The sequence below is a fragment of the Sediminicola luteus genome (assembly GCF_040566555.1).
Classification (GTDB): Bacteria; Bacteroidota; Bacteroidia; order Flavobacteriales; family Flavobacteriaceae; genus Sediminicola.
In genome coordinates this window covers 19557-31991 of the sequence record NZ_JBEWYP010000001.1, presented here as the reverse complement: position 1 = coordinate 31991, position 12435 = coordinate 19557, and the positions used below count along the sequence as shown (strand labels likewise).

Genomic DNA, 12435 nt, shown 5'->3' with positions numbered 1-12435 from the left:
GTTCTAAAAATCGGTTGATGCTTAGGCGTCATCCGCATTATTGTCTACCAATACCTGTAAGTTGTTCTTGCCAAAATCCAATGTCCTGATAGGGAATGGGATATTGATATTCTGCTTGTCGAAATGTTCTTTAATGATCTTAACAGCCTTATGTGTTGCTGCCAGTTTCTGTTTGTTGTCAACCATGTCAATCCAGAAACGAGTTATAAAATTAATAGAACTATCACCAAATTCGGTGAAAAAGAACTCTACCGATTCACTCTCTTTTTGTTCAAAATTTTCTGCGATGAGTTTAACCACCAAATCTTCCACATCTTGGAGGCTACTTTCATAACCAACTCCACAGGCAACGGATATTCTACTTCTTTCGGAAAGAGAATAGTTGGTAAAGGTGCCATCAATGAAATTTGAATTAGGTATGATGACATAATTATTATCAGGCTGGCGTAGTACGATATTTCTTAGATTGATTTCCGAAACAAAACCCGAATATCCATCAGATTCTATAAAATCATTAATTTTTAAATTTGGCATAAAGGAAAGGATCATACCACCAAAAGTGTTATTCAATGTGCCTTGTAAGGCCAAACCAACTGCCAGACCTATAACACCGGCCCCGGCCAAGATACTTGTTAGCACTGTGTTCAATTCCAATACTCCCAAAGCAACAAAAAAACCGAGTAGCATGATGGTCACAAATACGACCTTGCCAATAATATCCTGAACGGATTGTTGACTGTCACTTTTTGCCAATAATTTCTTCAGAAGGTTTCTGATTATCCTAGCTAAGAAATAAAACATTACCATGACCAATATGGCCATAAATATATTTGGAAGTTTTAAAATGATTGCATCCAGCCATCCGTCCAGTTTGTTATAAAGTTTGGAGATCGCATCTTCTATTGAGAAATTATTTTCCATTATTTTAAAGTTTTTATAGGATTACATTTGTTATTCAAAGCATTTAACTAGTTGGTTTAATTCCCTCTCTTTTAAGAAAAGCGATATAGGAGCTAAACCGGAATATTGGTGTACATGACCAACGGTATTGATTCTTTGTTGAAAATACAACAAAGGTGCTGTAGGTGAAAGAATGTAGGGACAAGATATAAAAAAGACCACCTGAGGGTGGTCTTTTTTGAAAATTATTTTTAATCCAAATAAATTGATGGACCGCTATAAAGGCACTATATCCCTGTATAGTTACTAGGTGTAATCGCTTTTAGTTCTGTTTTTATCGATTCTGAGACTTCCAAAGTGTCAATAAAACTAGCAATGGATTGTTGGTTTATTCTATCATTGGTACGAGTAAGTCCCTTTAGTGCCTCATATGGATTTGGATAGGTTTCCCGTCTCAATATGGTCTGAATGGCTTCTGCCACTACCGCCCAATTATTCTCCAGATCCTGTTCAAACTTTTCCTTGTTCAATAATAATTTGTTCAAGCCCTTTAAGGTAGATTGAAAAGCGATCAAGGTATGTCCAAAAGGAACGCCAACGTTCCTTAGAACGGTACTATCCGTTAAATCACGCTGCAATCTGGACACTGGAAGTTTTGCGGATAAATGCTCAAATATGGCATTGGCAATTCCTAGGTTTCCTTCTGAATTTTCAAAATCTATAGGGTTTACCTTATGGGGCATAGCCGAAGATCCAACTTCACCTGCTTTAATTTTTTGTTTAAAATAATCCATGGAAACATAGGTCCAAAAGTCCCTATCCAGATCTAGGATAATATTGTTGATTCGCTTTAACGTATCAAAAAGGGCGGCCATATGGTCGTAATGCTCAATTTGGGTGGTCGGGAAGGAATGGTGCAATCCTAATTTTCCCTGCACGAAGGTTTCACCAAAATTTTTCCAATCTACCTTTGGGTACGCAACCTTATGGGCGTTATAATTTCCTGTGGCACCACCAAATTTTGCGGCACTGGGGATATCATTCAATAAATTGAACTGCTCTTTTAAGCGGGTAGTAAAAACTTCTATTTCCTTTCCCAATCTAGTAGGGGAGGCAGGCTGTCCATGAGTCCTTGCCAACATTGGTATTGCTGCCCATTCATTGGCCAATTCCTGTAATTTGGTAAGCAATTCCATATATTGGGGAACATAAACCTCATTCATTGCCTCTTTAATAGAAAGGGGTATTGAAGTGTTGTTTATATCCTGAGAGGTAAGTCCAAAATGGATAAACTCTTTAAAAGGTTGTAAACCTAGAGCATCAAATGCCTTTTTAATAAAATACTCTACGGCTTTAACATCGTGGTTGGTCACCTTTTCTATTTCCTTGATGGCCAGTGCATCTGCCGTGTCAAAGTTTTTGTAGATATCCCTAAGGGCGTCAAATTTTGAATGATCAAAAGATTGTAATTGTGGAAGTGGTATTTCACAAAGGGCGATAAAATATTCAATTTCAACGCGAACTCTATATTTGATCAGTGCCTCCTCAGAGAAATACGGGGCCAAAGTAACAGTTTTGCTTCTGTAGCGCCCATCAATAGGGGATATGGCATTTAATTCGTTTAATGACATCTTATAGGGAATTGGTTATTTTTTTGAAAGGGTCAAAGATAGTTATTACTTAATGAGTTTAAAAGTTTAATAGGGGCAATGGATTAACATTCTGTGTTTATAGTGTATTATTTATTCAAAATGCGATTGTCCATCGATTTTTATTAAAGATTGATATGCTTTTGGACTTATTCTAAATATAAATGTGTTTAGATTTTACCGATTGGAAAATTAATTATTGGTCCTAAAATTAGTATTTTTCCTGTTCAATTCTTTCAATATGAAATTAGCAAAAAGGATAGGGTGGATTTTATTGATCGCCCTTATAGCCATACAGTTTTATAGACCTGCCAAGAATGTGGAAATTGGGGACCATTCTGCCGTTTTTCTATCAGAAACCAATCCGCCCCAAGAAGTGAAATTAATTTTAGAGACTACCTGTTACGATTGTCATAGTAATAATACCATTTATCCCTGGTATAATAATATTGCTCCGGTGTCCTATTGGATGGCAGACCATATTAGAGTGGGTAAAGGCCACTTAAATTTTTCGGAATGGGAAAGTTATACTTCCAAAAAGAAGGACCATAAATTGGAGGAATTGGTAGAAGAGGTAGAAGGTGGGGAAATGCCCTTGAAGGAATATACCTGGACCCATAAGGAGGCTCGGTTGACCTCGGAACAAAAGGAAATGGTCATAGCATGGGCAAAAAAATCTAGAGTCCTCTATCAATTAGGTCCCCAACCACAGTAGGTACACCTTTTACGGCCGTTTCTGGAATGATGACAAGATTTTCAAATGCCGACGGAGATATATTAGGTTTTGGATCAATAAAATAAATGGGAGAATGGGTCGGGGCAAAATGTACGAGGCTGGCCGCAGGATATACCTGCATGGAGGTTCCTATGATCATGAGGAAATCTGCTTCTTGAGTAATTTCAATGGCCCTATCCAACATGGGGACCTCTTCCCCAAACCACACAATATGTGGTCGCAACTGACTCCCTTTCTCACATGTGTCCCCTAATTTAAGATCGGTTTTCCAGTCTATGACGACATCTGGATCAATGCTACTTCGGACCTTCAATAATTCTCCATGTAAATGAATCACATCAGTACTACCTGCCCTCTCATGAAGGTCATCAACGTTTTGAGTAATAATGGTCACATCATATGATGCCTCCAATAGTACCAAAGCCATGTGGGCCTCGTTGGGGAGTACATCAAAAAGTTGTTTTCGTCTCTGGTTGTAAAAATTGAGTACCAAAGTTGGATTGTTGGCGTATCCTTGTGGGGTGGCAACTTCCATGACATCATGTCCCTCCCATAGCCCATTGGAGTCCCTAAAGGTTTTAAGGCCACTTTCTGCGCTGACCCCAGCACCTGTAAGTACTACTATTTTTTTTCTCATTGTACCTTACTTTAAACTTATTGACCCTATAAAAATAGAGATTTTAGTATATTCGATGTATGATGGATGAGCAACTTTTAAGTTATTTGGAGGAATTTATAACTCCTGAACGCAAGGCGAAGTTCATAAAGGTATTGGAACAACGCACAAATTACCTTACTGTTGCGGTTGAGGATGTGTACCAAATGCATAATACTAGCGCCGTAGTAAGAAGTTGTGATATTTTTGGAGTGCAAGGGGTGCACCTCATAGAAAGTAGGTATGGACAAAGTCTTGATTCCGAAATAGCTATGGGAGCCCAGAAATGGGTAGATGTACATCGGTACAACAATACAAAAGATTGTCTCTCGATTCTTAAAAATAAGGGGTATAAAATTATTGCGACTACGCCACATAATGATTCCTGTTTCCTGGATGAGTTTACAATGACAAGAAAGACTGCCCTTTTTTTTGGTACCGAAAGAGATGGTTTGAGCGAGGAGGTGATGAAAAATGCAGATGGCTATCTAAAGATTCCGATGGTGGGCTTTACCGAAAGCCTCAATATTTCTGTATCTGCAGCAATCATCCTACAGCAGCTGACCTCTAATTTGAGAAATGGGGAGCTCCCATGGCAACTAACCGAGGAGGAAAAGAAGGAGAAGATGCTGGACTGGACAAAAAAATCCATCAAAAGTATAGATGATATCCTAGAGCGTTACTACAACGAAAAATAACAAATATTCACTATATTTAAATACAACTAAACCATTAGAATCTATGACCACTATACTTTACATTATTCTAGCAATTGTACTTTTAATTGTTATCCTATCTATTTTAGGACCAAAGCATTACGATGTTTCCAGGTCAATCGAAATTTCCAAGCCAAAAGCGGAGGTTTTTGAGTATTTGAAATATTTAAAAAACCAACAAAAATGGTCTCCATGGGATAAAAAGGAGCCGGATATGGAAAAAAGGTTTACCGGAACGGATGGGGAAGTTGGAGCGATAAGTTACTGGAAAGGGAAGAAAGTAGGGGAAGGAGAGCAGGAGATTACCAACATTGTTGAAGGGGAACGTATGGAAGGAGAACTGCGCTTTATGAAGCCGTTTAAATCAACCTCGGATTGTTATTTAATCGCAGAGGAGGTTTCTCCAAATAAAACCAAGGTAATTTGGGGATTTAAGGGTAGAAATGCTTTTCCCATGACCATTATGGCGCTTTTTATGAATATGGACAAAATGGTGGGCAAGGATTTTGAAGAAGGTTTGGGAGATCTAAAGCTATTACTTGAAAAAAGCTAGTTATGGAACACAATATGATTGGTTGGTTTGAGATTCCCGTAACAAACATGGAGCGTGCCAAAAAGTTTTACGAAGCCGTATTTGACATTACCATAGAGGTGCACGACGTGGGAGTTATAAAAATGGGATGGTTCCCCTTTGCCTCCGGAAAATCAGGTGCTTCAGGATCTTTGGTACAGCACGAAATGTATGAACCCAGTGAAAAAGCTGGATCTCTACTTTATTTTTCATGCAAAGATGTTTCCGTGCCACTTGGTAAGATTGAAAAAGCGGGTGGAAAAATAATTCAAGCCAAAAAAGAAATAGGAGGGGGACATGGTTTTATGGCATTGTTCATTGATACGGAAGGCAATAGGTTGGCCCTACATTCCCAGCAGTAAGTTAGATATAAAATATTGAAGCCTCGGCCCTTGCACCAAACCTTACAGGTATTACACTTGTGCCTATTCCTTTGGAGACATACATCTTGGTTTCCTTACTTTCATACCAGCCTTTAACATACCTGCCGCTCCCACCAGGAGTATACAATATTTTTCCAAAAAAAGTTATTTGCCCGCCATGGGTATGCCCGGATAATATGAGTTTAATCTTGGTTCCCAATCTTCGGTTGATTCGTTCAATGTCGTCTCGGTAACCTGGACAATGATTTAGGACGATGGTCTCCAAAGATTTATCCACGTTTTTAGCGGCTTTATAGAAGTCTGCATTTCCCCCGATGTAATCATCCAAACCAATAATATTAAGCGTTCTTTCCCCTTTTTTTAGACTACAGTTTTCATTCACCAAAAGCTCCCCATTATTATCATGATATACCTTTTTTAAGGCCTGTATATCTACGTTTCCGGAGTATTCAACATTACCTAAAATGGCCACTTTGTATATGGAATGATCAATTAACCCTAGAAAATTGCTGAGGAGTGGCAGCCTGCTATTGTAGTTGATGGCGTCTCCCGTTATAAATAGGACGTCTGGTTGCTCTTTGTTGATACGTAATGCAATAGCATGATGAAAGGTTTTAATTTCATCCAAATGCATGTCCGTAATTTGAATAGTCTTTATCTTTTGATCTTCCCGCCCAGAAATATCGTATTCGGTCCAACTGATGATATACTTTTCAAACCAGAATCCGTCCAATACCAAGAGGCCAAAAATACCGGTAACCCCAGTGAGCAGTCTTATGACAAAATTCCTCCTGTTTATCTTCATTTGTACAAAAAAGGTGTTTTAAGCAGTTTTTTGAGATATGACTAAAGTATTTGGTACAGGCTGCTTATTTTATGAGTTCCAACAGCACCATATCGAACTCATTGTCCAAAGTGACTTTACCCTTCTTAACTTCAACTTCTGTATTTGAGAACGTGTCCATTAACTTGGTTCCATCTCCAAAGAATCCTTTTACGGTAATTTCTTTTTTGCCTTTTGGCAGGTCTAGCCCTACCACGACCTTATCTTTAAAATCCATATTGACATAGCTTCTGCTAAATACATAAGGTTTTGATGAGAGCATTTTATGATCACCAGCCCCTACCGCAGGATGGTTGTTCCTAAACTGACCCAATTTTTGCCAATGTTTAAGAATTAGTTGTTTTTCTGGAATGCTATCCAATTCTTCCCAGTTCATAAAGGAACGCAGTGTAGCATCTCCCTCTGTGCCCGCAATCGTTAAGTTTCTAGAAGTTTCATCTCCATAGTATATTTGTGAAGCTCCAGGGGTCAATAACAAAATATTGGCATCGTAGTACGGTGTTTTTCGTTCTTTGTCAAACGGGCTGCCGTCATCATGGGAAGTGAGGTAATTTAAAACGCTTTTACCTTTTAACTTAGAATTTAAAAGTTCATGATATTTTTTGAAAACCTTTTCATAATCCTTGCTTTGAGCATCGTACTTTAATTCAAAATTGATGAGACTTTTAAAGCCATAATTAAAATAGTCTACCTTTTTATCTCCAAAATCATATTCCCTACCGCCAGAAATGCCATAATTGTATACCTCACCTACCATATAGAATGGATTTTCATCTAGAATAAGATCTGGATGTTTCTTTTTCCAGGTGTCAAAAGCGAAGGAAGCTTCCTTATATAGTTCGGCCCACGCTTGTTCTGTAGAATGTTTTACGGTATCTACCCTAAATCCGTCAATCCCGTAATCATTCACATAATCAGTCAGCCATTTGATGATGTAGAACCTAGGGGCCCTAGAGTAACCGGTACGCTCAAAAAATAATTGTAGTTCATCCAATTCGGTACTCAAGCGTCCTTCATTCTTCCATTTGGCCAAGAGAGCGTCAGGAATCGCGACACCTTCGTCAGTCTCTGTGCGGATATCTGGTAGGTTATCAACAAGGACACAACTCGTTGTATTCTCATAGGTCGTAAATTTGCACACAGGTTCTGTACGTACCCATTCCGTTGGCCATAATGGATCTTTTTCAGTAACCGGACCAGTATGGTTTAATACAACATCCAATAAAACACGTATGCCATTCTTGTGGGCGGTCTTGACAAGTTTCTCCAAGTCTTTTTTGGTTCCAAAATTTGGATCCAAGGATGTCCAGTCCTTAGTCCAATAGCCATGATAGCCATAGGTCATTCCAGTGCCCTCATCTGTGCCGCCATGGATTTGTTCAACAACAGGGGTAAACCAGATGGCATTGACCCCTAGTTCCGTGAAATACCCATCTTCTATTTTTTTTGTGATTCCCTGAATGTCTCCACCCATAAATCCTCTTAATTCACCAGTTTCCTCATTTCTTTCGAAACTTACATCATTATCAGGATTGCCATTATTAAAACGGTCGGTCAGTAGAAAGTAGATGTTGGCTCCTTCCCAAACAAAGGGTTTGGTGACTTTTGTAGTTGGAATTGAATCTGTTGCGGTATTGACATTAGCAACTTCTTGTTTTTTTTCCTCTTTACACGCTATAGTAAGTGCAATAATTGCAGTGGCAATCAGCAGTTTTTTCATTTCCTACAATTTTGTCTAAAGCTATAAAATGAAAACTGAAAATGAAAATTTATTTCAGAATGGAAATTCATGCATTACGCAGCGTGATTCTTGAATCTAGGTCGTCCTAGAGGACAGGATGAAGGATATTCTATCTTTTTCTGTTGAGCACCTTAAAATCTTCATAACAGCTACTAATAGCATCTAGGATTTGAAGATCATTTGCTGTTTTTATAAAGGAGCTGGAATAATTGCAGTTGTTGAGGATGTCCTCAATGTCCACTTTTTCAATCTGTAGTAATTCTGTGAGGAGTTCACGATCAAATTTGGAAGCTAATAGATCCCTTATTTCATCCTCGTCCTTTACCATTCTCAACTTCCGCATCTCTCTTGGTTTTTTGCCAAAGAGATTCCGTAAGAGGTCAGCCGGATTTAGGATAGCTCCCAAAACCTTTGTAACGGCGCTAGGGTTTTTGCTCCCTGCCTCATAACTTTTAGAGAGACCTGAAATACTATATTGAAAGCCCTCATTGATAGGTAGATTTTTTACATCTATCTCCAAATATCCAGTAAGTTGGTAAGGTTTAACAATAACCTCTTCCAAGGCATAGGCCAATTCCGTTAAGGCTATTTTAGTGTTCTTGAACTTGAACATATCATTGGTTACCCTAATCTTCTGGGTCTTAAAACCAAGATAGGAAAGATATAGGGTATCGTTTACGGCCGCTGTAATGGAGAATTCTCCCTTTTGATTGGTGATGGTGCCCTTTACTTGATTGAGATTGATTATATGAACGCTCTCCAAAAGTTCCTCTGTTTGGGCGTTTACCACGATCGCAGAAAGTTTTTCTAAATCATTGGTATTTTGATTTTCCTGGGCAATTCCAAGAACACTAAACATAGTAAGGCAAACAAATAAAAAGTACTTCATTAATCTAAATCCTAATTTAAGTCAGTAAACTAAATAAAAAAATACGCCGAAGCGTATTTTTTTAATATACAATTAACTAAAAGAAGCCATTTTTCTTTTTGGACGATTTTCTTCCGGAGTCTTTTTTGCGACTATCGGAGGCGCTTCGTTCTCGGCCTTTTCCACCGCTACGTCTTCCGCCACGATCACTATCTCCGCCACCGCTGCGTCTTCCACCGAATGATTCACTGCGTCTTCCACCACTGCGTCTTCCGCCGCTTCGGCTTCCACCTCCGCCACCACCACCTGGGTTCTTGGAAATTTCAACGTTAATGAACCTTCCGTCCAATTTGAAGTCGGTAAAGGTTTTCAAAATTAGTTCAGTTACCGAGGCATCGGTATTAAAGAAAGAGAAACTTTCTTTAACATCTACCTTGTAAATATCATCCTGACCTACGTTAAGAGTGTCCCTTAAGAAATCCTTTAAGGACATCCAATCGTAATCGTCCTTTTCACCAACATTGATGAAATAACGTACAGAACCGTCACTAGGTATTTGTGCGGGACCGTCAGAATCATTTCTGCGATCTCCACCATCCGAGGTGTTAAGGTCTTTTGTCTTGTTATAGTAGTTGAAGAATCTAGTAAATTCAACAGAGATTATTTTTTTGATCAATTCTTCACGGTCAATTCCCCTGAACACGTCATTGATGGCAGGTAAATAGCTTTCAACTTCTTCATTGATAGAAGTATCCTTTATTTTATTGGCCAAATGGTACAACTGAATTTCGCAGATCTCCATTCCTGTTGGGATTTTTTTGGAGATGAACTTCTGATTAAGCTTATTTTCAATAGCCTTGATCTTGCGCAATTCGCTACGGGTAATAATAACCATAGAAATACCAGACTTTCCTGCTCTACCTGTACGACCACTACGGTGTGTGTAGGTTTCAATTTCATCAGGCAATTGGTAATTGATAACATGCGTAATGTCATCAACATCAATACCTCTAGCAGCAACATCCGTGGCCACTAACATTTGAATTTGTTTTTTACGGAATGAATTCATTACCAAATCTCTTTGGTTCTGGCTCAAATCTCCGTGTAGGGCTCCTGCGTTGTACCCGTCTTCAATTAATTTTTCTGCGACCCTTTGTGTATCCCTTTTGGTTCTACAAAAGATTACAGAGAAGATATCAGGATTGGTATCAGCCAATCTTTTTAGAACAGGGTAACGATCCCTTCCGCCAGCTACATAATATTCGTGCTGTACGGTTGTTGCGCCGGAATTTTTGGTTCCCACTGTAATTTCCTGTGGGTTATTCATAAATTTCTTCGCAATAGTTGCCACTTCTTTGGGCATTGTTGCGGAGAACAACCATGTGTTTTTTTCCTTTGGGGTATTTGAAAGGATATCCTTAATATCTTCCATAAAGCCCATGTTCAACATTTCATCGGCCTCATCTAAAATACAATAGTCGATTTTTGAAATGTCTACCATTCCACGACCGATCATATCTTTCATACGACCTGGTGTAGCAACGATAATTTGGGCCCCTCTTTTAATTTGTCTTGCCTGATCGGTAATACTGGCACCACCATAAATGGCAACAACATTAATACTTCTTTCGTATTTGGAATACAATTGAAGTTCATTGGTGATCTGCAAACATAATTCCCTTGTAGGAGAGAGGATCAATCCTTGGGTAGTTCTACTGTCTTTATCTATTTTTTGGATAAGTGGAAAACCAAAAGCTGCGGTTTTACCTGTTCCGGTTTGGGCCAAAGCTACCAAATCCGTGTCATCTTCCAATAAGATTGGAATTGCCATTTCTTGTACTTCTGATGGATTTTCAAAACCTAAATCAGAAATAGCATCAAGTAGGGACTTGTCTAGTCCCAGTGCTTCAAACTTTGTCATAATATGTTAATCTTAATCGCAAATATGAATGTTGCATAGAGCGATTATTCTTTATAACCTATTATACTCAGCGCAACACATGCTATACCAGCGGCGTTATTTCAAGGCGCAAAAGTACTGTTAATATTTGACATATCGACAATAATTGTGTAATACTTTGAAAGCCAGTGGACACGCGTCTTTTAAAGGGGTTCTGAAAAGAAATTAAAAGGGTTTGACTTTTAAAGAGGTCCAAAAAGGCTTGTAGTGTGATTCTTATTTTAGATTTTTTAAATAATCTATTAATTGTTTCATGGCTTTGCCTCTATGGCTTATTTCGTTTTTCACAGAAAGTGGAAGTTCGGCAAATGTCTTGTCATATCCTTTTGGTTTAAAGATGGGGTCATAACCGAATCCCCCTTCACCACTTTTTTCCGTGGTTATTTCGCCCAATACGATTCCATTGAACAATACCTTTTGCCTTTCCAGGTGCAGGGCGATTGTGGTTTTAAATCGGGCATCCCTGTTGGTCTGTCCTTCCAATTCCGCCAATAGCTTGTCCATGTTATCCTCCGAATTCTTATTTGTGCCGGCATATCTGGCAGAATAGACCCCAGGGGCGCCATCGAGTGCATCTACCATAAGTCCGGTATCATCTGCAAAACAGGCGTACCCATAATTTTCGGTGACATAATTCGCCTTGATAATGGCATTGCCCTCTATGGTGTCTGCGGTTTCAGGAATTTCATCTATACAGCCGATGTCATCCAAAGACCGTAAGGTAATATGCTTGGGCAGAAGCAATTGGACTTCCTTGAATTTATTTTTGTTATGAGTGGCAAATACTAGTTCCATGGTTGTGTACTAATGTGAGGGGATGAAGTGTTTTATATTACTTTATTATTGCTCGTTCAAAATTACTAAATTTAAATCCTAACAGATTTTTTGCTATGAAATTAAAATTGCCCCCTGCACTTATTTTTGTCATTTTTGGTGGTTTAATGTACGCTTTGGATTTACTATTGCCAGTAGGAGAGTTCGATTTTTTTGGACGCATTTGGTTGATAAGATTGTTGTTGGTTTTGGGAATTTTGATAGGTGGTATCTCTTTATTCCAGTTTATGAGGGCTAAAACTACTATTGATCCACTTGCACCCGAAAAAAGTTCACGCCTGGTAACCAATGGGGTTTATAAGATATCTAGGAATCCAATGTATTTGGCTCTTTTGTTACTCTTGTTGGCTTTTGGCCTATGGTTGGGGAATGTCTTTAATACGCTATTGGCTGCAGGATTTGTTTCCTATATGAATGCTTTTCAGATCATTCCTGAAGAAAAAGCATTGGTTAAACTTTTTGGAAAGGAGTATCAGCAGTACTGCATTCAGGTAAGGAGGTGGTTCTGATTAGCAGTTTATCGCCTTATATTTAAAAATATTAGCATATTTACTTATATTGTTATATATTAGCTCAAT

Annotated in this window: 13 protein-coding genes; 5 read left to right on the top strand and 8 right to left on the bottom strand. The window is 38.6% G+C overall.

Annotated features, from left to right (window positions below; all coding sequences use genetic code 11):
- Positions 1–21: 21 nt before the first annotated feature.
- Entirely contained in the window at positions 22–921 is a 900-nt protein-coding gene (locus ABXZ32_RS00160) for a mechanosensitive ion channel family protein (RefSeq protein WP_354616672.1), read from the bottom strand.
- A 266-nt stretch (positions 922–1187) separates the two neighbouring features.
- Positions 1188–2531 carry an adenylosuccinate lyase gene (gene purB, locus ABXZ32_RS00155; protein WP_354616671.1) on the bottom strand — a complete coding sequence of 448 codons (1344 nt, stop codon included), beginning with the start codon at positions 2529–2531 and terminating at the stop codon, positions 1188–1190.
- 259 nt (positions 2532–2790) lie between these two features.
- Between purB and ABXZ32_RS00150 the strand changes: the two genes are divergently transcribed.
- On the top strand, positions 2791–3264 hold the full coding sequence (locus ABXZ32_RS00150; RefSeq protein WP_354616670.1) for a heme-binding domain-containing protein: 474 nt from the start codon (positions 2791–2793) through the stop codon (positions 3262–3264).
- On the opposite strand, the gene ABXZ32_RS00145 is transcribed toward ABXZ32_RS00150, so the two are convergent.
- Positions 3227–3922 (bottom strand): SIR2 family NAD-dependent protein deacylase, encoded by a 696-nt coding sequence (locus ABXZ32_RS00145; RefSeq protein WP_354616669.1) that lies wholly within the window; start codon positions 3920–3922, stop codon positions 3227–3229. The two genes, ABXZ32_RS00150 and ABXZ32_RS00145, sit on opposite strands and share 38 nt — an antisense overlap.
- 59 nt (positions 3923–3981) lie before the next feature.
- On the opposite strand from ABXZ32_RS00145, the gene ABXZ32_RS00140 reads away from it, so the two are divergent.
- From ABXZ32_RS00140 to ABXZ32_RS00130, 3 genes are read left to right on the top strand one after another with little or no spacing between them, the layout of a single operon-like run.
- Positions 3982–4638, top strand: coding sequence for a TrmH family RNA methyltransferase (locus ABXZ32_RS00140; RefSeq protein ID WP_354616668.1), 657 nt, complete (start codon positions 3982–3984; stop codon positions 4636–4638).
- 43 nt (positions 4639–4681) lie between these two features.
- Positions 4682–5209 carry an SRPBCC family protein gene (locus ABXZ32_RS00135; RefSeq protein ID WP_354616667.1) on the top strand — a complete coding sequence of 176 codons (528 nt, stop codon included), beginning with the start codon at positions 4682–4684 and terminating at the stop codon, positions 5207–5209.
- Positions 5210–5211: 2 nt separating this feature from the next.
- A complete protein-coding gene (locus ABXZ32_RS00130; protein ID WP_354616666.1) occupies positions 5212–5589 on the top strand; it encodes a VOC family protein in 378 nt (125 codons plus the stop codon).
- A 1-nt stretch (position 5590) separates the two neighbouring features.
- Here ABXZ32_RS00130 and ABXZ32_RS00125 read toward each other — a convergent pair whose 3' ends face one another.
- The 5 genes from ABXZ32_RS00125 to ABXZ32_RS00105 all read right to left on the bottom strand — a co-directional run bounded on the left by ABXZ32_RS00125 (position 5591) and on the right by ABXZ32_RS00105 (position 11818).
- Positions 5591–6415, bottom strand: a complete 825-nt coding sequence (locus tag ABXZ32_RS00125) for a metallophosphoesterase (protein WP_354616665.1) — start codon at positions 6413–6415, stop codon at positions 5591–5593.
- Between the two features lie 64 nt (positions 6416–6479).
- Positions 6480–8174, bottom strand: coding sequence for an alpha-amylase family glycosyl hydrolase (locus ABXZ32_RS00120; RefSeq protein WP_354616664.1), 1695 nt, complete (start codon positions 8172–8174; stop codon positions 6480–6482).
- 130 nt (positions 8175–8304) lie between these two features.
- A complete protein-coding gene (locus ABXZ32_RS00115) occupies positions 8305–9084 on the bottom strand; it encodes a carboxypeptidase-like regulatory domain-containing protein (protein ID WP_354616663.1) in 780 nt (259 codons plus the stop codon).
- Between the two features lie 76 nt (positions 9085–9160).
- Complete coding sequence (locus ABXZ32_RS00110; RefSeq protein ID WP_354616662.1) at positions 9161–10984, bottom strand: DEAD/DEAH box helicase; 1824 nt, start codon at positions 10982–10984, stop codon at positions 9161–9163.
- Between the two features lie 255 nt (positions 10985–11239).
- The gene (locus ABXZ32_RS00105; protein ID WP_354616661.1) at positions 11240–11818 is read right to left on the bottom strand and encodes a non-canonical purine NTP diphosphatase; all 579 of its coding nucleotides are present in this window, start codon (positions 11816–11818) and stop codon (positions 11240–11242) included.
- Between the two features lie 95 nt (positions 11819–11913).
- Between ABXZ32_RS00105 and ABXZ32_RS00100 the strand changes: the two genes are divergently transcribed.
- Positions 11914–12366, top strand: coding sequence for a methyltransferase family protein (locus tag ABXZ32_RS00100; RefSeq protein WP_354616660.1), 453 nt, complete (start codon positions 11914–11916; stop codon positions 12364–12366).
- Positions 12367–12435: the final 69 nt, after the last annotated feature.

Coding starts and splice junctions, on each gene's coding strand:
- ABXZ32_RS00160 (WP_354616672.1), bottom strand. CDS start 921: ATGGAAAATAATTTCTCAATAGAAGATGCGATCTCCAAACTTTATAAC.
- purB (WP_354616671.1), bottom strand. CDS start 2,531: ATGTCATTAAACGAATTAAATGCCATATCCCCTATTGATGGGCGCTAC.
- ABXZ32_RS00150 (WP_354616670.1), top strand. CDS start 2,791: ATGAAATTAGCAAAAAGGATAGGGTGGATTTTATTGATCGCCCTTATA.
- ABXZ32_RS00145 (WP_354616669.1), bottom strand. CDS start 3,922: ATGAGAAAAAAAATAGTAGTACTTACAGGTGCTGGGGTCAGCGCAGAA.
- ABXZ32_RS00140 (WP_354616668.1), top strand. CDS start 3,982: ATGATGGATGAGCAACTTTTAAGTTATTTGGAGGAATTTATAACTCCT.
- ABXZ32_RS00135 (WP_354616667.1), top strand. CDS start 4,682: ATGACCACTATACTTTACATTATTCTAGCAATTGTACTTTTAATTGTT.
- ABXZ32_RS00130 (WP_354616666.1), top strand. CDS start 5,212: ATGGAACACAATATGATTGGTTGGTTTGAGATTCCCGTAACAAACATG.
- ABXZ32_RS00125 (WP_354616665.1), bottom strand. CDS start 6,415: ATGAAGATAAACAGGAGGAATTTTGTCATAAGACTGCTCACTGGGGTT.
- ABXZ32_RS00120 (WP_354616664.1), bottom strand. CDS start 8,174: ATGAAAAAACTGCTGATTGCCACTGCAATTATTGCACTTACTATAGCG.
- ABXZ32_RS00115 (WP_354616663.1), bottom strand. CDS start 9,084: ATGAAGTACTTTTTATTTGTTTGCCTTACTATGTTTAGTGTTCTTGGA.
- ABXZ32_RS00110 (WP_354616662.1), bottom strand. CDS start 10,984: ATGACAAAGTTTGAAGCACTGGGACTAGACAAGTCCCTACTTGATGCT.
- ABXZ32_RS00105 (WP_354616661.1), bottom strand. CDS start 11,818: ATGGAACTAGTATTTGCCACTCATAACAAAAATAAATTCAAGGAAGTC.
- ABXZ32_RS00100 (WP_354616660.1), top strand. CDS start 11,914: ATGAAATTAAAATTGCCCCCTGCACTTATTTTTGTCATTTTTGGTGGT.